The sequence below is a fragment of the Variovorax sp. 01N425 genome, from assembly GCF_056399465.1.
This window is the reverse complement of the sequence record NZ_JBFTRJ010000022.1, coordinates 30,098-55,556: the sequence shown is the minus strand read 5'-3', so window position 1 is coordinate 55,556 and position 25,459 is coordinate 30,098. Positions and strand designations below refer to the sequence as shown.

The 25,459-nt window shown below is 69.1% G+C and carries 22 protein-coding genes; 7 read left to right on the top strand and 15 right to left on the bottom strand.

The window, feature by feature from the left end; genetic code table 11:
• Positions 1-69: 69 nt before the first annotated feature.
• Complete coding sequence (locus AC1DSC_RS29440) at positions 70-1,041, top strand: LysR family transcriptional regulator (protein WP_307597294.1); 972 nt, start codon at positions 70-72, stop codon at positions 1,039-1,041.
• Positions 1,042-1,046: 5 nt separating this feature from the next.
• Here the strand turns inward: AC1DSC_RS29440 and AC1DSC_RS29435 are convergent, their stop codons facing one another.
• The 7 genes from AC1DSC_RS29435 to AC1DSC_RS29405 all read right to left on the bottom strand — a co-directional run bounded on the left by AC1DSC_RS29435 (position 1,047) and on the right by AC1DSC_RS29405 (position 7,859).
• Positions 1,047-2,081: a serine/threonine protein kinase gene (locus tag AC1DSC_RS29435; RefSeq protein ID WP_062364204.1), complete on the bottom strand. Its 1,035-nt coding sequence runs from the start codon at positions 2,079-2,081 to the stop codon at positions 1,047-1,049.
• A gap of 33 nt (positions 2,082-2,114) precedes the next feature.
• On the bottom strand, positions 2,115-3,233 hold the full coding sequence (locus AC1DSC_RS29430; RefSeq protein WP_436288185.1) for a DUF2855 family protein: 1,119 nt from the start codon (positions 3,231-3,233) through the stop codon (positions 2,115-2,117).
• Positions 3,234-3,435: 202 nt separating this feature from the next.
• Positions 3,436-3,861, bottom strand: a complete 426-nt coding sequence (locus tag AC1DSC_RS29425; RefSeq protein WP_015867717.1) for an organic hydroperoxide resistance protein — start codon at positions 3,859-3,861, stop codon at positions 3,436-3,438.
• An 89-nt stretch (positions 3,862-3,950) separates the two neighbouring features.
• The gene (locus AC1DSC_RS29420) at positions 3,951-4,409 is read right to left on the bottom strand and encodes a MarR family winged helix-turn-helix transcriptional regulator (protein WP_028254068.1); all 459 of its coding nucleotides are present in this window, start codon (positions 4,407-4,409) and stop codon (positions 3,951-3,953) included.
• Positions 4,410-5,073: 664 nt separating this feature from the next.
• Positions 5,074-5,916 carry an ABC transporter permease gene (locus tag AC1DSC_RS29415; RefSeq protein ID WP_062364207.1) on the bottom strand — a complete coding sequence of 281 codons (843 nt, stop codon included), beginning with the start codon at positions 5,914-5,916 and terminating at the stop codon, positions 5,074-5,076.
• A gap of 12 nt (positions 5,917-5,928) precedes the next feature.
• The gene (locus AC1DSC_RS29410) at positions 5,929-6,912 is read right to left on the bottom strand and encodes an ATP-binding cassette domain-containing protein (protein WP_018905112.1); all 984 of its coding nucleotides are present in this window, start codon (positions 6,910-6,912) and stop codon (positions 5,929-5,931) included.
• A gap of 56 nt (positions 6,913-6,968) precedes the next feature.
• Positions 6,969-7,859, bottom strand: coding sequence for a LysR family transcriptional regulator (locus tag AC1DSC_RS29405; RefSeq protein WP_436288184.1), 891 nt, complete (start codon positions 7,857-7,859; stop codon positions 6,969-6,971).
• Between the two features lie 132 nt (positions 7,860-7,991).
• Between AC1DSC_RS29405 and AC1DSC_RS29400 the strand changes: the two genes are divergently transcribed.
• The gene (locus AC1DSC_RS29400) at positions 7,992-8,651 is read left to right on the top strand and encodes a glutathione S-transferase family protein (RefSeq protein ID WP_018905110.1); all 660 of its coding nucleotides are present in this window, start codon (positions 7,992-7,994) and stop codon (positions 8,649-8,651) included.
• A complete protein-coding gene (locus AC1DSC_RS29395; protein ID WP_307595056.1) occupies positions 8,648-9,619 on the top strand; it encodes a pyridoxamine 5'-phosphate oxidase family protein in 972 nt (323 codons plus the stop codon). Before AC1DSC_RS29400 ends, AC1DSC_RS29395 begins: the two co-directional genes overlap by 4 nt.
• Positions 9,620-9,640: 21 nt before the next feature.
• Here AC1DSC_RS29395 and AC1DSC_RS29390 read toward each other — a convergent pair whose 3' ends face one another.
• Positions 9,641-10,822 (bottom strand): cytochrome P450, encoded by a 1,182-nt coding sequence (locus AC1DSC_RS29390; RefSeq protein ID WP_307595054.1) that lies wholly within the window; start codon positions 10,820-10,822, stop codon positions 9,641-9,643.
• An 83-nt stretch (positions 10,823-10,905) separates the two neighbouring features.
• On the opposite strand from AC1DSC_RS29390, the gene AC1DSC_RS29385 reads away from it, so the two are divergent.
• Complete coding sequence (locus AC1DSC_RS29385) at positions 10,906-11,607, top strand: ArsR/SmtB family transcription factor (RefSeq protein WP_436288183.1); 702 nt, start codon at positions 10,906-10,908, stop codon at positions 11,605-11,607.
• A gap of 9 nt (positions 11,608-11,616) precedes the next feature.
• Here AC1DSC_RS29385 and AC1DSC_RS29380 read toward each other — a convergent pair whose 3' ends face one another.
• Together AC1DSC_RS29380 and AC1DSC_RS29375 are read right to left on the bottom strand one after the other, a co-directional pair.
• Positions 11,617-12,576, bottom strand: coding sequence for a Bug family tripartite tricarboxylate transporter substrate binding protein (locus AC1DSC_RS29380; RefSeq protein WP_018905106.1), 960 nt, complete (start codon positions 12,574-12,576; stop codon positions 11,617-11,619).
• Between the two features lie 150 nt (positions 12,577-12,726).
• Positions 12,727-14,244 carry an AMP nucleosidase gene (locus tag AC1DSC_RS29375; protein WP_015867707.1) on the bottom strand — a complete coding sequence of 506 codons (1,518 nt, stop codon included), beginning with the start codon at positions 14,242-14,244 and terminating at the stop codon, positions 12,727-12,729.
• A gap of 108 nt (positions 14,245-14,352) precedes the next feature.
• On the opposite strand from AC1DSC_RS29375, the gene AC1DSC_RS29370 reads away from it, so the two are divergent.
• Entirely contained in the window at positions 14,353-15,249 is an 897-nt protein-coding gene (locus AC1DSC_RS29370; RefSeq protein WP_062364211.1) for a ketopantoate reductase family protein, read from the top strand.
• On the opposite strand, the gene gorA is transcribed toward AC1DSC_RS29370, so the two are convergent.
• Both gorA and AC1DSC_RS29360 read right to left on the bottom strand, forming a co-directional pair.
• Positions 15,246-16,604: a glutathione-disulfide reductase gene (gorA, locus tag AC1DSC_RS29365; RefSeq protein ID WP_369663705.1), complete on the bottom strand. Its 1,359-nt coding sequence runs from the start codon at positions 16,602-16,604 to the stop codon at positions 15,246-15,248. The two genes, AC1DSC_RS29370 and gorA, sit on opposite strands and share 4 nt — an antisense overlap.
• Before the next feature lie 98 nt (positions 16,605-16,702).
• On the bottom strand, positions 16,703-18,649 hold the full coding sequence (locus tag AC1DSC_RS29360) for a DUF6600 domain-containing protein (protein WP_436288182.1): 1,947 nt from the start codon (positions 18,647-18,649) through the stop codon (positions 16,703-16,705).
• 138 nt (positions 18,650-18,787) lie between these two features.
• On the opposite strand from AC1DSC_RS29360, the gene AC1DSC_RS29355 reads away from it, so the two are divergent.
• Positions 18,788-20,851, top strand: coding sequence for a PEP/pyruvate-binding domain-containing protein (locus tag AC1DSC_RS29355; RefSeq protein WP_369663703.1), 2,064 nt, complete (start codon positions 18,788-18,790; stop codon positions 20,849-20,851).
• Positions 20,852-20,900: 49 nt separating this feature from the next.
• Here the strand turns inward: AC1DSC_RS29355 and AC1DSC_RS29350 are convergent, their stop codons facing one another.
• The 3 genes from AC1DSC_RS29350 to AC1DSC_RS29340 form a co-directional block, all read right to left on the bottom strand.
• Positions 20,901-22,814 carry a TRAP transporter large permease gene (locus AC1DSC_RS29350; protein ID WP_369663702.1) on the bottom strand — a complete coding sequence of 638 codons (1,914 nt, stop codon included), beginning with the start codon at positions 22,812-22,814 and terminating at the stop codon, positions 20,901-20,903.
• On the bottom strand, positions 22,811-23,479 hold the full coding sequence (locus tag AC1DSC_RS29345; RefSeq protein ID WP_015867701.1) for a TRAP transporter small permease subunit: 669 nt from the start codon (positions 23,477-23,479) through the stop codon (positions 22,811-22,813). Before AC1DSC_RS29345 ends, AC1DSC_RS29350 begins: the two co-directional genes overlap by 4 nt.
• 120 nt (positions 23,480-23,599) lie before the next feature.
• Positions 23,600-24,709, bottom strand: coding sequence for a TRAP transporter substrate-binding protein (locus tag AC1DSC_RS29340; protein WP_015867700.1), 1,110 nt, complete (start codon positions 24,707-24,709; stop codon positions 23,600-23,602).
• Between the two features lie 221 nt (positions 24,710-24,930).
• On the opposite strand from AC1DSC_RS29340, the gene AC1DSC_RS29335 reads away from it, so the two are divergent.
• Entirely contained in the window at positions 24,931-25,344 is a 414-nt protein-coding gene (locus tag AC1DSC_RS29335; protein WP_062364223.1) for a rhodanese-like domain-containing protein, read from the top strand.
• Positions 25,345-25,459: the final 115 nt, after the last annotated feature.

Genomic DNA, 25,459 nt, shown 5'->3' with positions numbered 1-25,459 from the left:
GCATTGTTGGTTTCCAGGCGATCCGTGTCTAATATCGAATAGGTCTTGTTCGATTCGATTTGCCTATTCATGGAACTGCGACACCTGCGCTACTTTTCCGTGCTGGCCGAGGAGCTGCACTTCGGGCGCGCCGCGCGGCGCCTGTCGATCTCGCAGCCGCCGCTGTCGGTGGCGATCCGCCAACTCGAGGAGTCGGTGGGCGCGCGGCTGTTCGAGCGCAACAGCAAGGAGGTGCGCCTCACGCATGCGGGCGAGGCGCTGCGCATCTCGGCGCGGCGGCTGCTGCTGCAGGCGGAAGAGGCGGCGCTCGAGGCGCGCGACGTGGCCGCGGGCTCGGCCGGGCGGCTGCGCATCGGCTTCGTCGGTGCGATGCTCTACCGCGGTCTGCCGCAGGCGCTGCGCGCGTTCCAGGCCCGGCACCCGGCGGTGCGCATCACGCTCGCCGAACTCAATTCAGGCGTGCAGATCGCCGAGCTGCTGCACGACCGGCTCGACCTGGGCTTCGTCCACACCAGCCGCATGCCGCCCGAGCTGCAGCACCGGCTGCTGCTGTCCGAGCCTTTCGTGTGCTGCCTGCCCTCGGGCCACGCGCTCGCGCGCAAGCGCGTGCTGGCGCCGGCCGACCTGCGCAACCAGCCCTTCGTGCTGTTCTCGCGCGAGGCCTCGCCCGACTACCACGAGCGCATCCTGTCGATCTGCGCCGACGCCGGCTTCCTGCCCGAGGTGCGGCACGAGGTGCGCCACTGGCTCGCGGTGGTCTCGCTGGTGTCGCAGGGCATGGGCGTGGCACTGGTGCCGCAGGCCATGCGGCATTCGGCCCTGCGCGGCGCGGTGTTCCGGCCGCTCGACCGCGCGGTGGCGCAATCGGAGGCGCATGGCGTGTGGCGCAGCGGGCCGCCGAACGTGCTGGCCGAACGGCTGCTGCAGGGCGTGGCCAACGTGCAACCGGCCGCCGCCGGGCCGCCCCAAGGCGACCGGGCCTCCCCCTCGGGGGGTGGAGAATTACACGCAGCGAAGCGAAGTGAAAAGCCGGGGGGCTGACATTTCTAGGCGTAGAGCGGCTCTTCGGCCATCTGCTCGCACTGCTCCTGCAGCACGAGGATCTGGCCCTTCCAGTAGTCGCTGGAGCCGAACCACGGGAAGTTGATCGGGAAGATCGGGTCTTCCCAGCGGCGCGCGAGCCAGGCGCTGTAATGGATGAGCCGCAGGGTGCGCAGCGGCTCGATCAGCGCGAGCTCGCGGCGGTCGAATTCGCGGAACTGCTCGTAGCCGTCGAGCAGCCCCGAGAGCTGCGCGGTGCGCTGCGCGCGCTCGCCCGACAGCAGCATCCACAAGTCCTGCACCGCGAAGCCGGTGCGCGCATCGTCCAGGTCGACGAAGTGCGGCCCGCCGCCGGGGCGATCGGTCGGGGTCCAAAGGATGTTGCCGGGGTGCACGTCGCCGTGCAGGCGCAGCTTGCGCGGCTTGAAATCGGAGGCCGGGGCGCTCACCGCCAGCGCCGTGGCGGCAATCATGTCCAGTGCTTCGTTGCAGGCCTTTTCCCAGTCGCGCTGCACGTCGAGCGGCACCTTGTCGTTGGCCAGCAGCCAGTCGCGCGAGGCGATGCCGAAGGTCTGCAGGTCGAGCGCGGGCCGGGCCTCGAAGGGCCGTGCGCTGCCCACCGTGTGGATGCGCGCGAGAAAGCGGCCGACCCACTCGAGCACTTCGAAATCGTCGAGCTCCGGCGCGCGGCCGCCGCGGTAGGGGCTCACGCTGAAGGCGAAGCCGCCGTGGCGGTGCAGCGTGCTGCCGTCGAAGGCCAGCGGTGCCACGGCGGGCACTTCGGCCGCCGCCAGTTCGAGCGAGAAGCCGTGCTCTTCGAGGATCTCGGCTTCGCTCCAGCGCTCGGGGCGGTAGAACTTGACCACCACCGCACTGCGGTCTTCCAGGTAGACCTGGTAGACCCGGTTCTCGTACGAGTTCAGGCCCGTGAGCCGGCCATCGCCGTGCAGGCCGAGCGTTGCCAGGGCGTCCAGCACCACATCGGGCGTGAGGTTCTCGTAGGGATGGGTATTCGCGGGCGCAGCGGGGGAAAGGGTCATGCGGCGATTGTCGCTACCCCGGCGCCCGGAATGTCAGAGGCCGCCCGGTTGTTTGTAAAGCGAAAGGACATGGCCGATGCGCGGGTCGCCCTTGCCGGCCAGCACCTGCGCATAGGCGGCCTGCACCGCCTCGCCGCCGTGGTGGTGCTCGGCGCGCAGCCAGGGGTTCTTCGCGTCGGTCACGCTCGCCAGGAAGTGGTGCCAGGCGGCCACCATGCGCCGGCCGAATTCGTCGGCGCCCCATTCGGCGGTGCGCTTCTTGATCTGCGCCGGCGCAAAGAACAGCGTGGCGCGCGGACCGGCCAGGTCCTTGCCCGCGCCCTTGGCCGCGAGCTGCTCCACGTGCGTGCCGCCGATCGAGCAGCTGTACTTGAGGTTGGAAAAACGCGTGTGGATCGCGTTGCGCAGCCCGGCGTTGCCCGCAAAGTCCACATAGACGCAGGGCGTGGCGGCCGCGATGCCGTCGAGCGCGTCGTAGCTCAGCACGCGGTGGTAGCAGCCCAGGCTTTCGCAGAAGGCCACGTTGGCGGCGGAGGTCAGGCCGATCACCTCGACGCCTTCGCGCTGGTGCAGCTGGAAGGCGGTGCCGTAGGCCGTCTTGCTCGACGCGCTCGACAGCAGCATGGTGTTGGCGCCGAAGAAATCGTTGTCGGCCATGAAGTCGTCGATCAGCCACGAGGTGATGAACAGCGGGCGCAGCAGCGCCTGCACGTCCTCGGTGTCCGCGGTGTAGAGCGGATCGGCGTTGCAGCGGAAGTACTGGTTGTAGACCGCGGGCAGCTCGGCACGGTGCGCGGCGGCGTCGGTAAAACGCCCGGGCGAGAGGCGGTCGGGGCTCAGCACAGCGCCCGACGACATCGGCCAGTAGCCGTAGAGCCGCTCGCCCGCCGCCACGCCCGGGTGCAGCGACTGCACCACGCTGGCAAAGCCCCACACCGGGATGCTGCCCCAGCCTTCTTCCGTGGACGGAAAGAACTGCCAGTAGCTCATCGCATCGCCGAAGGCGGCGTAGGTGATGTTGTTGGAGGTGAGCGCAAAGCTGTCGATGCGCACGCGCACCTGGCCGTCGGCCAGCGGCTGGTCGGTGGCCGTGTGCAGTTGCGTGGTGGCGAGTTCGCCCTTGCGGACCAGGAAGCTGGTGGTGGTGCTCATGGTGTGGATCTCCATGGTGGTGGTGTGAGTTGCGCGGGATGGCGCGTGCTGCAGCCACATTAGCCAAGCTCGATGAAAGGCGCTATCGCGTTTCCCTGTTCCGCGTCACCCGCGGGACAACGCCGGCCATGAAAAAGAAAAAGCGCCCCGGCTTGTGGCCGGGACGCTCTTCTTTTTTTAACCCCTTGCGCAGGGGGCGGAATCAGGCGATCGAGAGTTCGACGTCGATGTTGCCGCGCGTGGCGTTCGAGTACGGGCAGACCTGGTGGGCCGCATCGACCAGCTTCTGCTTCTGCTCGGCGTCCAGGCCCGGCAGCGTGATGGCCAGCTTCACCGCAATGCCGTAGGCGGCGCCGCCGTTCGTCGGGCCAAGGGAAACGCTGGAGTCGATCGCCACGTCCTCGGGCACCTTCACGCCGATCTTCGGGCCGACGGCCTTCATCGCGCCGATGAAGCAGGCGGCATAGCCGACCGCGAACAGCTGCTCGGGGTTGGTGCCGGGCTTGCCCGAACCGGGCGAGCTGAGCTTGACGTCGATGGCGCCGTCGCTGGACTTGCCTGCGCCGTCGCGGCCGCCGATGGTGTGGGCTTCAGCGGTGTAGAGAACCTTGTCGAGCTTGGTGGTCATGGTGGTGATTCCTTGGGTTGGTGAGGGTGGTGAAAAAGAGCTTCTTTTTTGAATCGAAGCGGGGGAAACCTGTCTTGGGTGCGTGCGTGTCAGGCCGCTTTCCTGATGCGGTCGCGCAGCGTCTGGATCTGCTGGGTGAGCGAGATGAGTTCAGGCACCGAGCATTGCGCCGCGGCCATGAGGCAGCCGGGCACGCTGGCGGCGCGCGCCTTGAGCTTGCGGCCCGCGGCGGTGAGCGTGATGTGCACGCGGCGCTCGTCGGCCACGTCGCGCAGCCGTGTGACATAGCCGACGGCTTCGAGCCGCTTGAGCAGCGGCGTGAGCGTGCCGGAATCGAGCGAGAGGCGCTCGCCGAGCTCGGAGACCGTGGGGCCGTCTTGCTCCCACAGCGCGAGCATGACGAGGTATTGGGGATAGGTGAGCTGCAGCTTTTCCAGGACCGGCTTGTAGAGGCGGGTCATGGCCAAGGAGGCGGAATAGACGGCGAAGCAGAGCTGGTTGTCCAGCTTGAGCATTTCGTCTGAGGCTTGCTTGGTGCTGCTGCGCATGGCTGGAATTGTAGTTCGCAATTGAATTGCGTGCAATGTAATATTTTTGGATGCTGTTGTCGGGTTATTTTCCGGCCGGGTCTCGCCCCGGCGGGCGACCTACTTTTCTTTGCTTCGCCAAAGAAACGTAGGCAAAAGAAAGGCGACCCCACTGTCTGCGTCCCTTCGCTTCGCTACGGGCAACCTGCGGTGCTCGCGTTTCGCGGGGTCTCGCCCAAACTCGCTTCGCTCAAACAAGGGCGAGCCCTGATCCGCAAAACGCTGCGCTCCTCGGCGCATACAGAGGGGAGGGCAAACCACTCGGGCCTTTGCTTCGCTCGGCCACCAAGCCACCGCGGCGCGCAGCGCCGCGGTGGTTGGGATTGGATTGGGCCGTTGGTATTGGCTGTTGGTATTGGGGCCGAGCGAAGCGAAGGCTGCCCGTTCCCACCCCTTCTGTATGCGCCGAGGAGCGCAGATGGAGGCGGGATCAGGGCCGCAGCTGTCTGAGCGAAGCGAGTTCTGCGGACCCCCGCCGTAATCGAGCACCGCAGGTTGCCCGTAGCGAAGCGAAGGGACGCAGACAGTAGGGGTCGCCTTTCTTTGCTTACTTTCTTTGGCGAAGCGAAGCAAAGAAAGTGAGTCGCCCGCCGGGGCGAGACCCGGCCCCGGAACTCCAAAAAACCTACCCCCGAAACCTCTTCCGAGTCAAAGCCAACGCCACCCAAAAAGAAACAACCCCATAAACCACCAGCACCCCCGCATGCACCCACCACCCGCCAGGCCATTGATCCATGAACAGCGGCCGCACCAGCGCCACCGCATTGGTCAGCGGCAGCCACGCCGCCACGGCCCTCACGGCGGAAGGCAGCTGCTCCAGCGGAAAGAACACGCCGCTCAAGAACATCATCGGCGTCATGAACAGCGTGAAGTAATAAGTGAAGAAGTCGTACCCCTTCGCGAGCGCATTGAAGATCAGCGCAATCGACGAGAAGGTGATCCCCGCGCCGATCAGCACCATCCACGCGACGATCAGCTTGGGGCTGTGGCTGATGCCCAGCCCGAGCATCACGAACAGGATCGCGGTCACGGTGAAGATCGACTTGAACGCGGCCCACAGCATCTCGGCCAGCACGATGTCGTCCAGGCCGACCGGCGCGTTCATGATGCCGTCCCAAGTCTTCTGCACATGCATGCGCGAGAACGCCGAATACAGCGCCTCGAAGCTCGCGGCATTCATCGCGCTCATGCAGATCGAGCCGCTCGCGAGGAACAGGATGTAGGGCACGCGGGTTCCGTCGACCGACACCTCGCCGACCAGCGCGCCCATGCCGTAGCCGAAGGCCACGAGCCAGATCAGCGGCTCGGCGATGTTGCCGATGAGGCTGGGGATCGCGAGCTTGCGCCACACCAGCAGGTTGCGCAGGAACACGGGCCACCAGCGCAGCGAGAGCTCGGGCGCGCGCCACACGGAACGGGCCGGCGGCGATGGCGCGGCAGAAGAAGAACTTGCAGTCGTGGTATTCATGATCGTCGTGGCCTAGCCGTCCTCGCGGATCTGCCGGCCCGTGAGCTTGAGAAAAAGGTCTTCGAGGTTCGCGGGCCGATGAAAGGTGCGCAGACGGCCGTGCCGGCTGAGCGCGTCGAGCAGCCGGCGCGCATCCTGCGTGTAGAAGAACACGGTCTCGCCGCTCACTTCCACGCGCGCTGCCATCGCCTTCAGTTCGGGCGATTCGGCCAAGGACAGCGCGCCGTTGCCATACACCTCGACCACGTCGGGCTCCAGGTGCTCGGCGATCAGGTCGCGCGGGCGGCCCTCGGCGATCTTGCGGCCGTGGTCGAGCACCAGCAGGCGCGAGCACAGGCGCTCGGCCTCGTCCATGAAGTGCGTGGTCAGCAGGATCGACTTGCCCTGCTGCAGCAGCACCTGCAGGCGCTCCCACATCAGGTGGCGCGCCTGCGGGTCGAGCCCGGTGGTGGGCTCGTCGAGCAGCAGCAGCTTGGGGTCGTTCACCAGCGCGCGCGCCAGCGAGAGGCGCCGGCGCATGCCGCCCGAGAGCTCGCCCGGCTTGGCATCGGCCTTGTGAGAGAGCGCCGCAAACTCCAGCAGCTGCGGCACGCGCTCGCGCACCTGCGCCTTGCTGAAGCCGAAGTAGCGGCCGTACACCACGAGGTTCTCGGCGCAGCTGAAGTCGGGGTCGAGCGTGTCGAACTGCGACACCACGCCGAGCTGCGCCTTGATGGCCAGCGCATCGCGCGGCATCTGCAGGCCCAACGCGCAGATGTCGCCGCCGTCGGGCGTGGTGAGGCCCAGGCACATGCGGATGGTGGTGGTCTTGCCGGCGCCGTTCGGGCCGATCACGCCCAGGCATTCGCCGGGCGCGATCTCGAACGACAGGTCGTCCACGACCGTGGTGCCGCCGTAGCGCTTGCAAAGGCGGCTGGCGTGGAAGAGCGGGGCGGAGGAAGAAGAAGAGGAGGGCACGCGGCCATTCTGACGCAGGCCCGCGAAGCCTGCCGCCATCGCTTCAACCGATGGACAAGCCGCGCGAGTTCGGAGCCACTGCTGCCGCCGCCGCCCTACATGCGCAGGCCGCTGAACTCGGTCTTCATCCAGTCGATGAAGGCGCGCGTGCGGGCCGGCAGCAGCCGCGCGTTCGGGTAGATCACGCTCACCGGCCGCGGCGGCGGCTCGAAGTCTTCGAGCACCAGCTTCAACCGGCCCTGCGCCACATGCGGCAGCACCTGGTAGGAGAAGAAGGTGCCGAAGCCCATGCCCGCGGCGCAGGCTTCGATGGCCGGCGCGAGGTGGTTGAACTCGAGGCGGCAGCTCGGCGTCACGCTCACGGTCCTGCCGCGTTCGTGGAACACCCACTGCGGCGGCGCGTCGACGCGGCCGCGCACGCAGGGCGCGCCATGGAGCTCGCGCGGATGGCGCGGCATGCCGTGGCGCGCGAGGTACTCGGAGCTCACCGCCACCACGCGCCGGATGGTGCCGAGCGTCTGCGCCACGAGCGACGAATCCGCGAGCGGGCTGATGCGGATGCCCACGTCGATGCCTTCCTCCAGCAGGTTCACCGTGCGGTCGTGCAGCAGCACGGTGCAGCGCACCTTGTCGTGGCGCTGCATGAAGCGCGTGATGGCGGGCGCCACGTACATGTGGCCGAACAGCACCGGCGCGGTGATGGTGAGCTGGCCCGCGGGCTCGCGCGCCTCGGCCTTGAGCGCGAGGTCGGCGGCGTCCGCGGCCAGCAGCACCTCGCGCGCGCTCGGCAGGTAATGGCGGCCCTCCTCGGTGAGCGAGAGGCGGCGCGTGGTGCGGTGGAACAGGCGCACGCCCAGGTGGGCCTCCAGCGCGGCGAGCGCGCGCACCACCGCGGGCAGCGAACTGCCGAGCGCCTCGGCGGCGCGGGTCAGGCTGCCCTGGTCGGCAATCTGCACGAAGGTCTGCATGGCCTTGAAACGATCCATGGCGCCATTAAACCGGAATAAACCGGATTAAGCCGATTTACGCAGCAGTCAAATGCAATAACGGCTATTCCTTCATTCAGCGCAAGAGAGAAGAATCCGGATCACGCCCACTCCACATTGCAGAGAACCACCATGAACGCCATCGCCTCCCCGCCCGCACAACCCATCAAGCTCTACGGCAGCGCCATCTCGGGCCACGTGCACCGGGTGCGGCTGTTCCTCTCGATGCTCGGCCTGCCTTTCGAAGTGATCGAACTCGACCTGAAGCAGCGCGCCCACCGCACGCCCGAGTTCCTGGCGCGCAACCCTTTCGGGCAGGTGCCGGTGATCGAGGACGGCGAAACCACGCTGGCCGATTCCAACGCGATCCTGGTCTACCTCAACGAGCGCTATTCGCCCGATCCGGCGCGCTGGATGCCGCGCGACCCGGTGGGCGCGGCGCGCGTGCAGCGCTGGTTCTCGGTGGCCGCGGGGCCGCTGGCCTACGGGCCGGCCGCCGCGCGCGTCATGGCGCTGTTCGGCCTGGCCGCCGATCCCGCCGAGACGGTCACGCGTTCGCATGCGCTGCTCGCGGTGATGGAGATTCACCTGGGGCAGCAGCCCTTCCTGGCCGGGCCCGCGGCCACGCTGGCCGACATCGCGAACTACGCCTATGTCGCGCATGCACCGGAAGGCCGCGTGTCGCTCGACGCCTACCCGCAGGTGCGCGCCTGGCTCGCGCGCGTGGAGGCGCTGCCCGGCTTCGTGCCGATGGTGCGCACGCCGGTCGGCCTTGCGGCGGCTGAATCATGATCGCCGCACCCTTTCACGCCGGCGAGCGCGCGCTGCAGGTACAGACGGGCTGGCGCGACCGCATGGAGACCATGGGCCCGCGCGTGATCCGCGACTACATGCCCGACCAGCACCGCGAATTCTTCGCGCAGCTGCCCTTCCTCGTGGTCGGCAGCCTCGACGCCAATCTGCAGCCCTGGGCCAGCGTGCTCGCGGCGCCCGCCGGCTTCGCGCATTCGCCCGATGCCACGCACCTGCGCGTCGATGCGCTGCCGGCGGCCGGCGATCCGCTGGCGGGGCAGCTCGTGCAGGGGGCCACGCTCGGCCTGCTGGGCATCGAGCCGCACACGCGGCGGCGCAACCGCATGAACGGCACGGTCGAGTCGCTCGATGCGGGCGGCTTCATGGTCGCGGTGCAGCAGAGCTTCGGCAACTGCCCGCGCTACATCCAGGCGCGCGAACCGGAACTGGTGGCCGCGCGCGGCGGCCGCGCGCCCGTGCAGCGGCTCGATGCGCTCGACCTCGATGCGCAGCGCCTCATCGGCAGCGCCGACACGCTGTTCATCGCCACCGCGTACCCAGGCGATGCGGCCAGCGGCGACGCGGCCGATGCGCGCTCGCACGGTGTCGACGTGTCGCATCGCGGCGGGCGGCCCGGCTTTGTTCGCGTCGACGCGGGCGGCGTGCTCACGGTGCCCGACTTCAACGGCAACCGCTTCTTCAACACGCTGGGCAACCTGGTGGCCCATCCGCGCGCGGGGCTGCTGTTCATCGACTATGACAACGGCGATCTGCTGCATGTGGCGGCCACCGCCGAGCTGGTGCTGGACGGCCCCGAGATCGCCGAGTTCGAAGGCGCCGAGCGGCTGCTGCGGCTGCATGTGGAGCACGCACTGCGCCGGCCCGCCGCCCTGCCGCTGCGCTGGGGCGACGCGGCGCTGTCGCCGCACCTCGAAGGCACCGGGCGCTGGGCTGCCGCGCGCGCCTGAACGGCCTTCGCGCTCCCGTCATCAATGAAAGACGGGAATGCGCGCGGCGACCGAGGGCCGGTAGTGCCAGCCGCGCGCGCGCAGCGCCGCGAGATCGGGCGTGCGATGCAGCACGGCCTCCAGACCCGCGGCGGCCAGCGTGCAGGCCAGCGCCTGGCCCGGGCAGGCGTGCATGCCGTGGCCGAAGCCCAGCATGCGGCGCCGCGCGCGCACGAGGCTGAAGCGCTCGGGCTCCGGGTTGAGCGCGGGATCGCGGTTGGCCGCGGCCAGCACCAGCAACACCGCATCGCCCGCCGCCAGCGGCGTGCCCGCGATGGTGACGGGCTCGGCCACGAAGCGCCGCGTGTTGTGCACCGAGGGGTCGTGCCGCGCCGTTTCTTCCACGATCGCCAGCAGCCCGACCTGGGTCTGCGCGGCCTCTTGCAGCGACGGTTCGCGCATCACCGCGATCAGGCTGTTGCCCAGCAGGCCGGCCGTTGCGTCGCAGGTCTGCGAGAGCAGGCCGACGAGGTTCGCGAGCAGCGCGCGCGAGAGCGGCGCGCTGGCCTGGCTCTCGGCGAGCGCGGCCGCGAGCAGTGTTCCATCGCGTGGCGTTGCGCCTGCGGCCAGCGCCTCGAAGCGCGTCATGAGTGCGCCCGCGGCCGCGCTCGCATCCTGCAGCTGCTCTGCCGTGGACAGCGGCGACAGGCAGGCGACAAAATCGCGCATCCACCGGTCCACCTGCGGCAGCGCCTCATCGGCAAAGCCCAGCAGGTGCGCGACGGTCCGCACCGGCATGGAAAACAGCGCGTCCGACACAGGCTGCACCGGCACATCGCGGGCGACCCGCAAGGCCGCGGTGCGCACTGCGCCCAGGTCCAGCCCCGCCAGCGCACGCTGCAGCGCGGGCCGATGGGCCTGGTGCGCCGTGCCGTCGTTCATGCGCACGAGGTGGCCGAACACCTCGCCTGCCGCGCTGCCCGCAATGGCGCGCGGCACCGGCTCGGCCGCCGGCCGCACGCGCAGCGCGCCGCCGTGCGCGAGCAGCAGCGATTCGATCACCTCCGCGCGGCTCGCGACCCACAGGCGCAGCGCCTCGTTCCACGCGAGCGGCGGCCCCGCGCGCAGTTCGGCGTAGTAGGGATAGGGATCGGCATGCGTGACGGCCGCGACGGGGTCGAGCGGCATGCCGTCGAAGGCGGAGGGCGTGGGGCTTGTGTTCATGCCGCGCAGTGTGCAATTGCCGCCGCCGCCACACTTCGGCCGCGAACGAAGTGTGGGATGCGGCGGCGTCTTAGGATCGGCGCATGGACACGAGCTCTTCTTCTTCCTCCAATGCCGACGTGCAGCTGGCCCGCCTGGCCGGTGCCATCGCCGAGCCCGCGCGCGCCCGCATGCTGAGCTGCCTGATGGACGGCCATGCGCGCACCGCGACCGAGCTGGCTACCGTGGCCGAGGTGGCCGCCTCCACCGCCAGCGCGCACCTCGCGCGCCTCAAGGAAGAGCGGCTGGTCGAGCTGCTCGTGCAGGGCAAGCACCGCTACTTCCGGCTGGCGGGCGACAACGTGGCGGCCGCGCTCGAAAGCCTGATGGTGGTGGCCGGCGCGCCGCGCACCGCGCAGTTCAAGCCCAGCACGCCGAGCCGCCTGCGCGCCGCGCGCACCTGCTACGACCACATGGCCGGCGCCGCCGGCGTCGCGCTGCACGACCGGCTGCACGCGCAAGGCTGGCTCAGCGGCCTGCAGAGCGGCTCGTACGAGCTCACGCTCGAAGGCGCCATCGCGCTGGAGAGCCTGGGCGTGGAGGTGGATGCGGTGCGCCGCTCGCGCCGGCGCTTTGCCTGCGCCTGCCTCGACTGGAGCGAGCGCCGCCCGCACCTGGGCGGCGCGCTCGGCGCGGCCTGGCTCCAGCTGTCGCTGCGCCGCGGCTGGGTGCGCCAGGAGCTCGACGGCCGCGCGCTTGCGCTCACGCCCAAGGCGCAGCGCGAGATGCCCGAGCTCTTTGCCTGAAGCGCGCGCTCAGGCCTTCAGCTTGAGCAGGTAGATCATCGGACCGGCCATCGCCAGGTCCAGCTCGAGGAAGCTCTCGAAATCCTTGCCCGCCATCCAGTACGCATCCCAGTTGTTGCGCTTGATGGTCTTCTGCCAGACATCGGCGTTGGTGGCGCGGTGCACCGCCTCGAGCAGCACGGCCCGGCGCTCCGCCGTCACCTTCTTGCCGGTGAGCACGCCGCGCCAGTTGGCCAGGTCGGCGTCCACGCCCTGCTCGCGCACCGACGGAATGCCCAGGAACGGCCGCTTCGACGACACGCCGATCGCGCGCAGCGTGCCGTTGGAAAGACCCGCGCTGAACTCGCTGAAGCCCGAGATGCCCGCCACCGCCTTGCCGGTGGCAAGTGCTTCCACCACCTGCGCGCCGCCCGGGTAGGGCTGGTAGACCAGGCCCGCGGTGTTGCCGGCCACGCGGGCCAGCATGCCGGCGTACATGTGGTCCACGCCGCCGGCCGAGCCACCCGCGATGACGGCCTTGGCCGCATCGGTGCGCAGCTGGGCGATCAGGTCCTTGGGCGTCTTGATCGGCGAATCGGCCTTCACGGCCACCACCTCGTAGTCGCTGGTGAGGCGCGCGACCGGCGCCACCTGCGCCATGGTGACGGCCGGCTTCTGCAGCGCCACCGCGCCGACCATGACCATGCCGCTCATCAGCAGGGTGTCGGGGTCGGCATCGTATTTCTCGACGTACTTTGCCAGGCCGATGGTGCCGCCCTTGCCGCCGATGTTCTCGTAGACCACATCGCCCGCCGCGCCCGAGGCCAGCAGCGCCGCGCCGAGCGCGCGGCCGGTCTGGTCCCAGCCGCCGCCTTCGTTGGCCGGAATCACGATGCGCAGCTTCGAAACGAGCTGCGGCTCGGCCGCGCCGGCCAGGCGAGGCCACAGCAGCGCAGGCCCGGCCCCGGCAGCGGCGGCCGCGCCCGCCATCCATGCATTGAAGTTGCGGCGAGAAAACTTCCCGGGCGACGAACGAGACATTTTGTTTCCGGTTGTGAGAAAGGTTGCCGGATGATGTCCGCGAAATGCGTCGCCCACCTACTTTCGAAAGTAGGTAAAAACCCTAGGTAAGCCCGGCGGCTACTGGAAGGCGACCTCCGCGAAGCTGCGCAGCTTGCGGCTGTGCAGCCGGGTCGAACCCTGCTCGCGCAGGATGTCGATGGCCCGCATGCCGATGCGCAGGTGCTGCTCCACGCGCTCGCGGTAGAAGTGGTTGGCCATGCCCGGCAGCTTGATCTCGCCGTGCAGCGGTTTGTCGCTCACGCACAACAAAGTGCCGTAGGGCACGCGAAAGCGGAAGCCGTTGGCCGCGATGGTGGCGCTTTCCATGTCGAGCGCCACGGCCCGGCTCTGGCTGAAGCGGCGCTGCGGCTGGTTGCCCGGCAGCAGTTCCCAGTTGCGGTTGTCGGTGCTCGCCACCGTGCCGGTGCGCATGATCTTCTTGAGGTCCGGGCCCGTGTAGCGCGTGACGTCGGCCACGGCTTTTTCCAGCGCAAGCTGGATTTCCGACAGCGCCGGAATCGGCACCCACAGCGGGAGTTCCTCGTCGAGCACGTGGTCCTCGCGCACATAGGCATGCGCCAGCACGTAGTCGCCGAGCTGCTGCGCGTTGCGCAGGCCCGCGCAGTGGCCCAGCATCATCCAGGCATGCGGGCGCAGCACGGCGATGTGGTCGGTGATGGTCTTGGCATTGGCCGGGCCGACGCCGATGTTCACCATGCTGATGCCGCTGCAGTCCTCGCGCACCAGGTGGTAGGCCGGCATCTGCGGCAGGCGCGGCGGCGCCGTGCCCTGGCTGCCGTCGAGCAGGCCGCCGTAGTTGGTGCTGGCGCCCGCGGCCAGCCCGCGCCGGCGCGTGACCACGTTGCCGGGCTCGATGAAGGCCACGTACTCGCTCTTCTCGTCGGCCATGGCCTCGTGGCCCAGCCGCACGAACTCGTCGATGTAGAACTGGTAGTTGGTGAACAGCACGAAATTCTGGAACCACTCGGGCGCGGTGCCGGTGTAGTGCCGCAGCCGGTGCAGCGAATAGTCCACGCGCGCCGCCGTGAAGAGCGACAGCGGCTGCGCCTCGCCCGCCAGCGCCTCGTAGGTGCCGTTGGCAATGCCGTCGTCCATCACGCCCAGGTCGGGCAGGTCGAACACGTCGCGCATCAGCGCGCGGCGCTCCTCGCTCATCGTGCCTTCGATGTGGTCGTTCTCGGCAAAGGAAAAGTGGATGGGAATCGGCTGCGTGCTGGTGCCCACCTCGATCTCGACCTGATGGTTCTCCAGCAGCAGGCGGAACTGGTCGAGGTAGTAGCGCGAGAACAGGTCGGGCCGCGTCAGCGTGGTCTCGTAGCGGCCCGGCCCGGCGACGAAGCCATAGCTCAGCCCCGCATTGGCCGGCGGCGTGTGGCGCGAGACGGTGTGCGTGTGCACCCGCACGAACGGGTAGCAGGCCCGCACCCGGCCCGGCAGCGCCTCCCCGGCCACGAAGCGCAGCATCGATTCGCGCAGGTGCGCGAGGCCCCCCTGGTAGATGGACTTGACCTGTTCGAGTGCGGCGGCGGCGTCGTTGAAGCGGGCGGGAGCGACGAAAGTGGGCATGTAGGGCATGACGGCATTGTGCAATGCCAATGCGGCGCCGGCATGCCCGCCCGCTGCGGCGCGGCGGCCGAACGGCTAACCTCGAAGCCTCCTGCAGACAACCAAGGAATCGAATCGATGAAAGTCGCAGTCATGGGCGCCGGCGCAGTCGGCTGCTACTACGGCGCCATGCTGGCGCGCGCGGGCCACGAGGTGGTGCTGATCGGCCGGCCTTCGCACGTGGAGGCCGTGCGCGCCCACGGGCTGCGGCTGGAGACGAAGACCTTCGACGAGCACGTGCCGCTCGGCGCAAGCACCGAGCCCAGCGCGGTGCAGGGCGCCCAGCTTGTGCTCTTCTGCGTGAAGTCCACCGACACCGAAGCGGCCGCGGCGCAGATCGGGCCGCATCTGTCGCGCGATGCGCTGGTGCTCACGCTGCAGAACGGCGTCGACAACGACGAGCGCGTGCGCGCGGCGCTGCCGTCCAGCGAGGTGGCCGCCGCCGTGGTCTATGTCGCCACCGAGATGGCCGGCCCCGGCCACGTGAAGCACCACGGCCGCGGCGAGCTGGTGATCGCGCCGTCGCGCCACAGCGAGCAAGTGGCGCAGCAGCTGGTGGCCGCCGGCGTGCCCACGCAGATTTCCGGCAACGTGCGCGGCTCGCTCTGGGCCAAGCTGGTGCTGAACTGCGCCTACAACGCGCTGTCGGCCGTGTCGCAGCTGCCCTACGGCGAGCTCGTGAAGGGCGTTGGCGTGGCCGAGGTGATCCGCGACGTGGTCGCAGAATGCCTGGCCGTGGCCAGGGCCGAGGGCGTCGAGATTCCGGGCGATACCGATGCGGCCATCCGCGGCATCGCGCAATCGATGCCCTCGCAGTATTCATCGACCGCGCAGGACCTCGCACGCGGCAAGCCCAGCGAGATCGACCACCTCAACGGCTTCGTCGTGCGCCGCGGCGAGGCGCTCGGCGTGCCCACGCCCGCCAACCGCGTGCTGTTCGTGATGGTGAAGCTGCTCGAGGGCAAGCAGCGCTAGCCTGGCATGGGTTCGCGCATCGTCACGAACTCTTCGGCCGCCGTCGGGTGGATGCCGATGGTGCTGTCGAACAGCGCCTTGGTCGCGCCCGCGCGCATCGCCACGGCAAAGCCCTGCACCACCTCGCCCGCATCGGCGCCCACCATGTGCAGGCCGACCACGCGGTCGCTGGCCTTGTCGACCACCAGCTTCATGAAGGTGCGCTCGGTGCGGCCCGACAGCGTGTGGCGCAGCGACTTGAATTCGCTCGAGAACACCGCCACGTCGCCGAACTTCGCGCGCGCGTCGAGCTCGGTGTAGCCGCAGGTGCCGATGTTGGGGTGCGTGAACACGGCCGTCGGAATGAACTCGTAGTCGAGCCGGCGCCGGCCCTTGCCGAAGAGTTCGTCGACCACCACCATCGCCTCGGCCAGCGCCACCGGCGTGAGCTGCACGCGCGTGGACACGTCGCCCACCGCATGGATCGACGGCACCGAGCTGCGGTAGTGCGCATCGACCGCGATGGCGCCGCGCTCGTCGAGCTTCACGCCCGCCGCGTCCAGGCCGAGACCCTGGGTGTTGGGCACGCGGCCGGTTGCAAAGAGCACCGTGTCGGCTTCGATCTGCTGGCCGCGCGCGAGCGTGACCGTGAGCCCGTGCGCCCCGCGCGTGATCGAGGTGGCCTCGCAGTTCAGCCGCACGTCGACGCCCGCCTTGCCCATCTCGTTGGCCAGGAACTGCCGCACGTCGTCGTCGAAGCCGGTGAGCAGGTGCGCGCGGCGGTGCAGCTGCGTCACCTGGGCGCCCAGGCCGTTGAAGATCGATGCGAACTCGCAGGCGATGTAGCCGCCGCCCACCACCAGCAGGCGCTTGGGGAACGGGTCGAGGTCGAACATCGCATCGGAACTGGCGATGTGCTCGCGGCCCGGAAAGTCGGGCACGTAGGGCGTGCCGCCGGTGGCCACCAGCAGATGGCGCGCGGTGTGGCGCTTGCCGTCGACCTCGACCGTGTGGCCGTCGAGCAGCTGCGCCCAGCCGGTGACCAGCACCACGCCGGAATTCTTCAGCAGCGAGGCATAGACGCCGTTGAGCCGCTTGATTTCCTTCGCGCGCTGCGCCTTGAGATGCGCCCAGTCGAACTGCGGCGCCTGCGGCAGCTGCCAGCCGTAGCCCGCGGCTTCCTCGAAGGATTCGGCATAGCCGGCCGCGTAGCTGTAGAGCTTCTTCGGAATGCAGCCCACGTTGACGCAGGTGCCGCCAAGGTCGGCCGCCTCGGCCAGGCCCACGCGCACCCCCTGCTGGGCCGCCATGCGCGCGGCGCGCACGCCGCCGCTGCCGCCGCCGATGACGAAAAGATCGAAGTCGAATGTGGGCATGAAAAGACGCTCCTTGGCGGCGACTGTAGCCGCCGGCCGAGGGCGCCGCTTGCGGCGGGACTTGCGCGGAGCGATGGCGCCGTGCAAGCCCTGGAGGTTCAGCGCTGGTCCGGAGAGGTCATCAACCTGCGCCGGTCGTCGCCGCCGCGCTGGCCTGGCTGAAGCTGCGGCTGCTGCTGCGGTGAAGGCGGTGCAGGCGCGAAGCCGCGCTGCTGCTGGAGGGCGCGCACCTGCGCTTCCTGCGCCTGGCGCATCGCGTTCTGCTGGGCCTGCTGTTGCGCCTGCACGGCGCGTTGCTGCATCTCCTGCTGCTGGCGCAGCATCTGTTGCTGGGCCAATGCCTGCTGCTGCGCCGCGCGCTGTTGCTGCTGCATCTGCTGCATTTGTTGTTGCTGCTGCAGGGCTTGCGCCTGGGCGCGCTGCTGCGCCTCCTGCTGCTGCCGCAGCGCCTGTTGCTGCTGTTGCTGGACCTGCAACTGCTGCTGCTGCTGCTGCTGCTGCCGCTGCTGTTGCCACTGGTCATGCGCGCCGCGCTGCTGCCAATCCTGCTGCTGGCGCAAGCCCTGCTGGCGCTGCCATTCCATTTGCTGCTGCTGCTGTTGTTGCTGCATCGCCTGCACCTGCTGCGCCTGCTGCATCTGCCGGGTTCGCCGTGCCTGCTCGTAGCGCAGTTCCTGCTGTTCGCGCGCCATCAGCTGCGTCGGCGGCAGCGCAGCGGCCGGCCGGCCGAAGCCGCCGCCGAAGCCTTGCATCGGGACGCCCGGCGCCGGCGCCACCGGCACCCGCGCGAAGCGGTCGTCCGGCAGCCGCACCAGGTCGCGCCGGCCGAAGGGGCCGCGGCCGAAGCGGTCGGCCGGCAGCACGGTCACGGCGCCCGCCATCTGCTGGTTGGCATAGAAGCCGTTGCGCAGCTCGGCCTGGCGGTTGCGGTAGGCCGCCATGCGGTTCACCTGGTCGAGGTAGCGCTGGCTCGCGTCATAGCCGGGCCGCCATGCCTCGCCGGGGGCCAGCGGGAACCAGCCCACGCCGCTGCGGCCGTTGCCGATCTGCAAGGCGGCATTGGCGCCGCTGCCGCCCACGAAGCCCACCAGCGCGGGCGAGTACACGGGCCGTGCGGCCGGCCGCCCCGGCACCCAGGCCCAGCGCGGTCCCAGGCGCGCCCAGCGGCCATAGTGGAAGGGCGCAAAGCCCCAGGGCGCAGCGTCGACCCAGGTCAGGCCCCAGGGTGCGATGTTGACCCACTGGCCGTCGCGGTAGGGCGCCCAGTCGGCATCCACGCTGCGCGGGAACCAGACATCGCCGTAGGTCGGGTCGCTCTGCCAGTCGCCGTAGGCGTCGAGCTGCTGGTAGCCGACGACTTCGCGCGACACATAGCGTGCGGAGATCGACTGGTCCTCGATGCGGTTGCGCTCGGCCACCCAGGCATCGAAGCTGCCGCTTTGCGCCGGCGCGCCGCCCACCGCGGCCAGGTTGCGGCCCGACACGGTGAGCTGCTGCCGCGCACCCAGCGATTGCGATTCGCCGTTCTCGCCGTGCAGCGTGACGCGGCCCGAAGCCACTGCGATCCAGGTGGTGCCGGCAGCGGGGTCGGCCGCCACGCGGTATTCGCCGGGCGCATCGATCACGACCGCGAGGTTGCCGGTGTCCACCTCGACACGCTGGCCCGCCAGCTCGTCGCGCACGCGCAGCTGCAGGTTGCCCTGGCTCGCGGTGAGGCGCACGGTGTCGTCGTCGAGTTCGGAGAATTCGATGTGCGTCTGCCCGTCCATGCGCAGCGCCGCAGAGCCGATGTGGACTTCGGCGCGCGCATTGCGGTCGGTCCAGAGCCGGTCGCCGGTGGTGAGGGGGCGGTTGGGCTGCGCGTCGTACCAGCTGTCTTCGCCGGCGGGCGCGAAGCTCACGGTGCCCTGCTTCAGGTTCAGGCGCGCCACGCGTCCCGGCGGGTCCTGCTGCGCGCTGGCGGCCGCACCGAGGCACAGCAGCACGAGGCCGAGCAGCCATCGGTGCCATGGCCGGTGAAGATCGAGAAAGGCGGGGCGGTTCATGGTTTGTCTCCGGTTCCCGGGGGCGGATGAAAGCGGTGGATATGTAACGCGCGAGAATCCGCTGCCGCTGTCAGCGCATGTCCCCTGCTTGGTGAAGCGCGCGCACATTCGGCAACCGCTTGTAATCGAGGACTCGGCATGAAAAACAACAAGAACGCCTGTGCACCGGGCGAATTGCGCTACCCAAACCATAGCGCGGCGCAATGGACCGCGGCGCTCGCGTGCGCCGCCATGGCCATGGCCGCCGCGCCCGCGCACGCGCAGCTCGCGCGCAAGCCTTCCTACTACCAGCAGCAGAACAGCAACAAGTCCGCCCCGGAAGGCGCACAGCTTCCCGCGCGGCCGGCTGCGCCCGCCTCGCTGCCGGCGCTGCGCAGCCGCGGCGACTTCGACACGCTGGCCCGCGTCTACGACGCCGGCACGCCGATGCAGCTGGCCCACGTGCTGTTCGCCGTCGACCGCCGGGCCCGGCCCGTGCGCACCTACTACATCGACACGCCGCGCTACCAGCTGCATGTGCGCTTCGTGCGCGAGACCGGGCTCGCGCCGCGCGCGGGCAAGCGCGAGATCGACCGCAACTACCTCGTGCCGGACCGCCGCTTCCTGTTCGGCACGCTGAGCTGGCAGCAGAACATCGGCAGCTTCACCTACGAGTTCTGGGAAGGCGACCGGCTCACTCCCGCGCTGCTGCGCGAGGCCGATGCACAGGTGAAGGCCGGCTTCTTCGCGCCCGTGAAGTTCAAGACCAATTCCACGCTGCACGAACGCATCGCGAACGAGGCGGGCGTCGACTTCGTCAGCCAGGAGGCGCTGATCCGCGAGCAGCCCTACATGCCGATGAACCTGGGCACGGCCACGGGGCGCGTGCGCATCGTGGACGAGGCTTCCGGCGCGAATGCATTGAACGCGCTGCTGCCGGGCGACATCGCCGTGCTGCGCCAGGTGCCGATCGGCCTGCCGCCCGTGGCCGGCGTGCTGACCGAGCGGCCGTCCACGGCGCTCTCGCACGTCAACCTGCTCGCCAAGGGCTGGGGCATTCCCAACGCCTATGTGCGCGATGCCGCGGCCGTGCTGCGCGAGCACGCAGGGCAGTGGGTGGCGCTCAAGGTGGCGGCCTCGGGCTACCAGGTGCGCCGCCTCACGGCGGAAGAAATTGCCGCGCTGCCGCCGCGCGCAGCACGTGCGGCGGCCACCGGCGCACTGCCAGGCAGCGGCAAGGCCGCGAAGCCGGACCTGCGTGAAACCCGCCTGCTGCCGCTCGCGTCATTGCGCGCCCGCAACAGCGCGCAGTGCGGCGCCAAGGCCGCCAATCTCGGCGCCGTGCTGGCCGCGCGCATTCCAGGCACGACCGTGCCCGACGGCTTCTGCATTCCCTTTGCGCACTACGACCGCTTCATGCACGCGAACGGCCTGGCCGAGCGCATCGCGCGCATGCAGCAGCAGCCCGGCTTCGCGGGCGATCCGCAGGTCCGGCAGAAGGCGCTGGCGCAGTTGCAGGGCGAGATCGCGCAGTGGCCCGTCGATGCGGCCGATGCGGCGGCGTGGCGCGCCGCATGGCAGGCGCAGCTCGGCGGTGGCGGCGTGTTCGTGCGCAGCTCGTCCAACTCGGAAGACCTGCCGGGCTTCAGCGGCGCGGGGCTCTACACCACAGTGCCCAACGTCAAGACCGGCGACGCGCTCGAACTCGCGGTGAAGAAGGTCTGGGCCTCGGTGTTCAACCCCGAGGCCTGGGAGGCGCGCAGCGCCGCGGGCTTCGGCGCCGAGTCGGTGCTGATGGGCGTGTTCGTGCAGACGGCCATTGATGCCACCAGCGCCGGCGTGATGATCACGCGCGACCCCTTCGACGCCGGCCACCCGCACGTCACCTACATCTCGGCCAAGCGCGGCATCGGCATCCGCGTGGTGGAGGGGCGGCGCGTGGCCGAGCAGGTGATGTACTCGAGCTGGTCCAAGGCGATCCAGGTGCTGAGCCGCTCGGCCGAAGAAACCGCGCTGCAGCTGGACAAGGACGGCGGCGTGAAGGAAGTACCGGTGGAGGCCGGCCGCCACGTGCTGACCGACGATCTGGTGGTGCGGCTGGCCACCGTGGGGGCGGCGGTGAAGCGTGCGTTCAACGGCGTCGACCAGGACATCGAATGGGCCACCGTGGGCGAGCGCATCGTGCTGCTGCAGGCGCGGCCGTACGTGGAGCGGCGGCGCTGAGCGCCGGCCTTCGCCGGCCGGTTCCGCTCACAGTGCTGCCAGCGGCGCTTCATCCATACAGGTACTGCGGCAGCCACAGCGTCAGCCCCGGCCAGATGTACATGAACACCATGCACAGGATCACGATCAGCATGTAGGGCATCATCCCCGCGAAGATCTGGTTGAGCGTCACGTGCGGCGGCGACACGCCCTTCAGGTAGAAGGCCGACATCGCCACCGGCGGCGACAGGAACGCCGCCTGCAGGTTCACGAACACCAGCACGCCGAACAGCAGCGGGTCGATCTGGAAGTGCGCGAGCAGCGGCAGGAAGATGGGCACGAAGATCACGATGATCTCGGTCCATTCGAGCGGCCAGCCCAGGATGAAGATGATCGCCTGCGACAGCAGCAGGAACTGCAGCGGGCTCAAGTTCATGCCCAGCACCCATTCCTCGACGATGCGCTGGCCGCCCAGCAGCGCGAACACCGCCGAGAACAGCGCCGAGCCCACGAACAGCCAGCACACCATCGAGGTGGTCTTGAGCGTGAGGAACACGGCCTCCTTGGTCTTCTTGAAGTTCAGCGTGCCGGCCTGCCAAGCCATCAGGAAGGCGCCGGCCGCGCCCACCGCGGCCGACTCGGTGGCGGTCGTGATGCCGAACAGGATCACGCCCAGCACCACCAGCGTGAGCGTGGCCAGCGGCATCACCGACGACACCAGCATGCGCAGGATCTCGAACTGCTCCGCGTCCATGCGCCAGTAGTACCAGGCCAGCAGCGCGAGCGTGAAGAGGCTGGCCAGCAGGAAGCCGGTGTAGAAGGCCTCGGGCACGGCGGCGGTCTTCGGCGCATCGACCGCTTCGCCCAGCTGCTGCAGGCCGCTCTCGGCCGCCGCGGGCGCCGGGGCCTCGCTGCCGGGGGGCTCCTCGACGCCGCCCGGCGGCTCCTGCAGGCCGTCTTCCGCCGTGGGCTCCTTCGGTGCATCGGACGTCGGCGGTTCGGCCAGCCCGGTTCCGGACGACGAAGCTTCGGGCGGCGCCTGCTGCTGCTGCGCCACCGGCGCCTTGCCGCTGCTGCTGTTGTCCGCCTGCGAGTAGATCGCCACGTACCACCAGACCGACCCCAGAGTCGCGGCCGCGAGCGCCAGCGGCACCAGCGCGCTCAGCAGGCCGCGCAGCAACATCCACCAGGTGATGCGCACGCCCTCGGCCGCGCCGCGCAGCGCGCGCGCCGGCGACACCACGGCCGCCGCGAGCGCGGGCAGCATGCGCGGCGAATAGCTGGCCGCGATGTGCGCAACCCAGGGCGAGACGGGGGCGCGCTGCTGGTCGGCCGGCAGCTTGGGCGCGACCTTCGGCTGCAGCATGGCCCAGCCGATCACGTAGACCAGGTAGAGAAAGGCGAGGAAGAAGCCCGGGAACATCGCCGCCGCATAGAGCTTGACCACCGACTGCCCGGCCACGGCCGCGTACACGATGATCATCACCGAGGGCGGAATCAGGATGCCGAGCGTGCCGCCCGCCGTGATGACGCCGGCCGCCAGCCGCGTGTCGTAGCCGGCGTTGAGCATCGGCCGCATCGCGATCACGCCCATCAGCACCACCACCGCGCCGACCAGGCCGCTCGCGATGCCCCAGAAGGTGCAGACGATCAGCGTGGTCACCGCGAGCGATCCCGGCACGCGGCGGAAGGCCAGCTGCACGCTGTGGAACATCTTGTCGACCAGCGCGCCGCGCTCCATCACGTAGCCCATCAGCACGAACAGCGGGATCGACAGCAGCGTCTCGTTGGTCATGGCACCGAAGGCGCGCTGCACCATCAGGTCGAAGATCCTGTTGTCCAGCCAGTGCGCGGCGGGATCGTAGAAGGCGATGAAGCCGAAGAACATGCCCAGGCCCATCAGCGTGAACGCCGTGGGAAAGCCCAGCATGATCACGACCACGATCAGGCCGAGCATCGAGAGGCCGAGTGCGGGTTCGCTCACTGGGTGCCTCCCGTCGTGCCGCTCTTGCGCTGCTGCGCGGCCTGCTCGATGGCCTTGGCCTTGTCGATCACCTCGCGCTTGTCGGCCTCGTCGACGAGGGTGCTGCCGGCGAGCTGTTCGCCGACCACGTCCATTTCCTCCGCGTCCTTCAGGCGCGGCGCCCACGCGCCAGTCTTCAGGCACAGCGCGCAGCGCACCATCTCCGCAATGCCCTGCAGCAGCAGCACGGCGCCGGCCACCGGAATCACGAACTTGAAGGGGTAGAGCGGAATCGGGACGGCATTGAAGGTCTGCTCGCGCATGGCGAGCGATTCGCCGAAGTAGGTCCAGCCCGACCAGGTGAGCGCCACCACGCCGGGCAGGAAGAAGAGGATGAACAGCACGAGGTCGAGCGCGGCCTGCGTGCGCGGCTTCATGCTGCCGTAGAGGAAGTCGCCGCGCACGTGGCCGGCCTGCGAGAGCGTGTAGGCGCCGCCCATCATGAACAGGGTGCCGTAGAGCATGTTGTTGGCATCGAAGATCCAGGCAGTGGGCGCGTTGAGCGCATAGCGCTTGAAGACCTCGCCGCACACCAGCAGCATCAGCGCCACGATGAGCCACGAGAAGGTCTTGCCCACGACCATGCTGAACCGGTCGACGGCGTGGAGAAAGCGTTGGATGGTCATGGCGAGATGGACGGGGACCGTTCGTGAAGCACCGTGGAGCCGGCCTTGCCGGTCCACAGGTGCTGTCGTCCCCTGGCAGGGAGTTGGCGAAGCGACACGAAGCGCGCGCAGACCGAGGGGTCAGCTCTTCTTCTTGCCGAAGTAGTGCGCGTAGGCCATCTTGAAGTCCACCCCGTAGTCGTTCTGCCATTGCAGCGCGCGTTCGGCGAAGATGCGCTGCGAATCCAGCACCTTCTTGAACAACGGGTTCTCCGCGGCTTTCTTCTCGATGGTCTTGTCCCATGCCGCGAGCTGTGCGCGCAGCACCGCATCGGGCGTCTTGTAGAACTTGATGCCGGCCTTCTTCATGTCGGCATAGTCCTGCGAGTTGCGCTGCACGGCCTTCCAGCTCATGTCGGCGCTCGCGGCCTGCACGGCGTAGTCGATGATGGAGCGCAGCTCCTGCGGCAGCGCGCTGTACTTGCCCTTGTTGAACAGCACCTCGAACTGCTCGCCCGACTGGTGGAAGCTTTGCAGCATGCAGTTCTTCACCACGTCGGGAAAGCCGAGCACGCGGTCACTCGACGCGTTGTTGAACTCGGCCGCATCGATCAGCCCGCGGTCCAGCGCGGGCACGATCTCGCTGCCGGGCAGCGGGTTCACCGCCGTGCCCATCTCGGTGAACATGTCCACCGCGAGCCCCACGGTGCGGAACTTGAGGCCCTTCATGTCCTCCACCTTGGCCACCGGCTTCTTGAACCAGCCCAGCGGCTGCGTGGGCATGGGGCCGTAGAGGTACGACACCACCTCCATGTTCAGGCTCTTGTAGATCTCGTCGAGCAGCGCCTTGCCGCCGCCGTAGTTGTGCCAGGCCAGCACCGTGTTGGCGTCCATGCCGAAGCCCGGCCCCGAACCCCACAGCGCGAGCGCCGAGTTCTTGCCGTAGTGGTAGGCGACCACGCCATGGCCGCCGTCCAGCGTGCCCTTGTTCACCGCCTCGAGCAGCTGAAAGGCCGGGACCACCGCGCCCGAGGGCAGCACCTCGATCTTCAGGCGGCCGCCCGCCATGTCATTGACCTTCTTCGCGAAGTCCTGCGCATATTCGTGGAAGATGTCCTTGGCTGGCCAGGTGCTCTGGAAGCGCAGCGAGGTGGTCTGGGCCATGCTGACCATCGGCGCCGACATGGCGCCTGCGGCCACGGCCGCGCCCTTGAGCAGGCTGCGGCGGCGGGGCGATTTGCTGTCTGTCATGTTGTCTCTCTCCGTACAAGTTCTGATGACAAGGAAACCCTGCCCGCCTCTTGGCGTTATCGTGTGGCAGGCCCAAGCCGCATCTTTGGCGCGCAGGAAAACGCGACAAACAGGGTTTTCACGAACTGGTGAAAAATTCCGTCATCCGGCGAGGGCGCCGGGCAACGAAAGAAGACCGCTGCCCTTGAAGTAACCCTATCGATTGGAAGGACGAGAAAGAGATGACCGAACCCGTTGGTGAAAAAGGCTATGCCGGCGACGTGACGCCCGAGCAGGCCGCGCAGTGGATGGCGAGTGGCGAGGCCGTGCTGGTCGACGTGCGCACCGATGCCGAGCGCGAATGGGTCGGCTACGTGCCCGGCGCCGTGCCGCTGGCCTGGAAGCAGTGGCCGGGCATGGCGCTCAACCCGGCTTTCGACGGCGGCATTCGCGCCGCGGGCGAAGACGGCAACAAGAAGCTGGTGCTGCTGTGCCGCAGCGGCGTGCGCTCCATCGCCGCCGCCCGGCGCGCCACCGAACTGGGCCTGGAGGCCTACAACATCCTCGAAGGTTTCGAGGGCAATCCGGACGAGAGCGGCCACCGCGGGCAGATCGGCGGCTGGCGCAAGCGCGGGCTGCCTTGGAAGCAGAACTAGGTTCGGGCTCGGGCTTTGTTCAGGGCGCGCTCCCGCCGACGGGGGACATTCGCGGAGGGGTGTACCCGGTGGCCTGTGCACGCCGCCCTGAACAACAGCGCCAAACAAAAACCAC

Coding starts and splice junctions, on each gene's coding strand:
- AC1DSC_RS29440 (WP_307597294.1), top strand. CDS start 70: ATGGAACTGCGACACCTGCGCTACTTTTCCGTGCTGGCCGAGGAGCTG.
- AC1DSC_RS29435 (WP_062364204.1), bottom strand. CDS start 2,081: ATGACCCTTTCCCCCGCTGCGCCCGCGAATACCCATCCCTACGAGAAC.
- AC1DSC_RS29430 (WP_436288185.1), bottom strand. CDS start 3,233: ATGAGCACCACCACCAGCTTCCTGGTCCGCAAGGGCGAACTCGCCACC.
- AC1DSC_RS29425 (WP_015867717.1), bottom strand. CDS start 3,861: ATGACCACCAAGCTCGACAAGGTTCTCTACACCGCTGAAGCCCACACC.
- AC1DSC_RS29420 (WP_028254068.1), bottom strand. CDS start 4,409: ATGCGCAGCAGCACCAAGCAAGCCTCAGACGAAATGCTCAAGCTGGAC.
- AC1DSC_RS29415 (WP_062364207.1), bottom strand. CDS start 5,916: ATGAATACCACGACTGCAAGTTCTTCTTCTGCCGCGCCATCGCCGCCG.
- AC1DSC_RS29410 (WP_018905112.1), bottom strand. CDS start 6,912: ATGGCGGCAGGCTTCGCGGGCCTGCGTCAGAATGGCCGCGTGCCCTCC.
- AC1DSC_RS29405 (WP_436288184.1), bottom strand. CDS start 7,859: ATGGATCGTTTCAAGGCCATGCAGACCTTCGTGCAGATTGCCGACCAG.
- AC1DSC_RS29400 (WP_018905110.1), top strand. CDS start 7,992: ATGAACGCCATCGCCTCCCCGCCCGCACAACCCATCAAGCTCTACGGC.
- AC1DSC_RS29395 (WP_307595056.1), top strand. CDS start 8,648: ATGATCGCCGCACCCTTTCACGCCGGCGAGCGCGCGCTGCAGGTACAG.
- AC1DSC_RS29390 (WP_307595054.1), bottom strand. CDS start 10,822: ATGAACACAAGCCCCACGCCCTCCGCCTTCGACGGCATGCCGCTCGAC.
- AC1DSC_RS29385 (WP_436288183.1), top strand. CDS start 10,906: ATGGACACGAGCTCTTCTTCTTCCTCCAATGCCGACGTGCAGCTGGCC.
- AC1DSC_RS29380 (WP_018905106.1), bottom strand. CDS start 12,576: ATGGCGGGCGCGGCCGCCGCTGCCGGGGCCGGGCCTGCGCTGCTGTGG.
- AC1DSC_RS29375 (WP_015867707.1), bottom strand. CDS start 14,244: ATGCCCTACATGCCCACTTTCGTCGCTCCCGCCCGCTTCAACGACGCC.
- AC1DSC_RS29370 (WP_062364211.1), top strand. CDS start 14,353: ATGAAAGTCGCAGTCATGGGCGCCGGCGCAGTCGGCTGCTACTACGGC.
- gorA (WP_369663705.1), bottom strand. CDS start 16,604: ATGCCCACATTCGACTTCGATCTTTTCGTCATCGGCGGCGGCAGCGGC.
- AC1DSC_RS29360 (WP_436288182.1), bottom strand. CDS start 18,649: ATGAACCGCCCCGCCTTTCTCGATCTTCACCGGCCATGGCACCGATGG.
- AC1DSC_RS29355 (WP_369663703.1), top strand. CDS start 18,788: ATGAAAAACAACAAGAACGCCTGTGCACCGGGCGAATTGCGCTACCCA.
- AC1DSC_RS29345 (WP_015867701.1), bottom strand. CDS start 23,479: ATGACCATCCAACGCTTTCTCCACGCCGTCGACCGGTTCAGCATGGTC.
- AC1DSC_RS29340 (WP_015867700.1), bottom strand. CDS start 24,709: ATGACAGACAGCAAATCGCCCCGCCGCCGCAGCCTGCTCAAGGGCGCG.
- AC1DSC_RS29335 (WP_062364223.1), top strand. CDS start 24,931: ATGACCGAACCCGTTGGTGAAAAAGGCTATGCCGGCGACGTGACGCCC.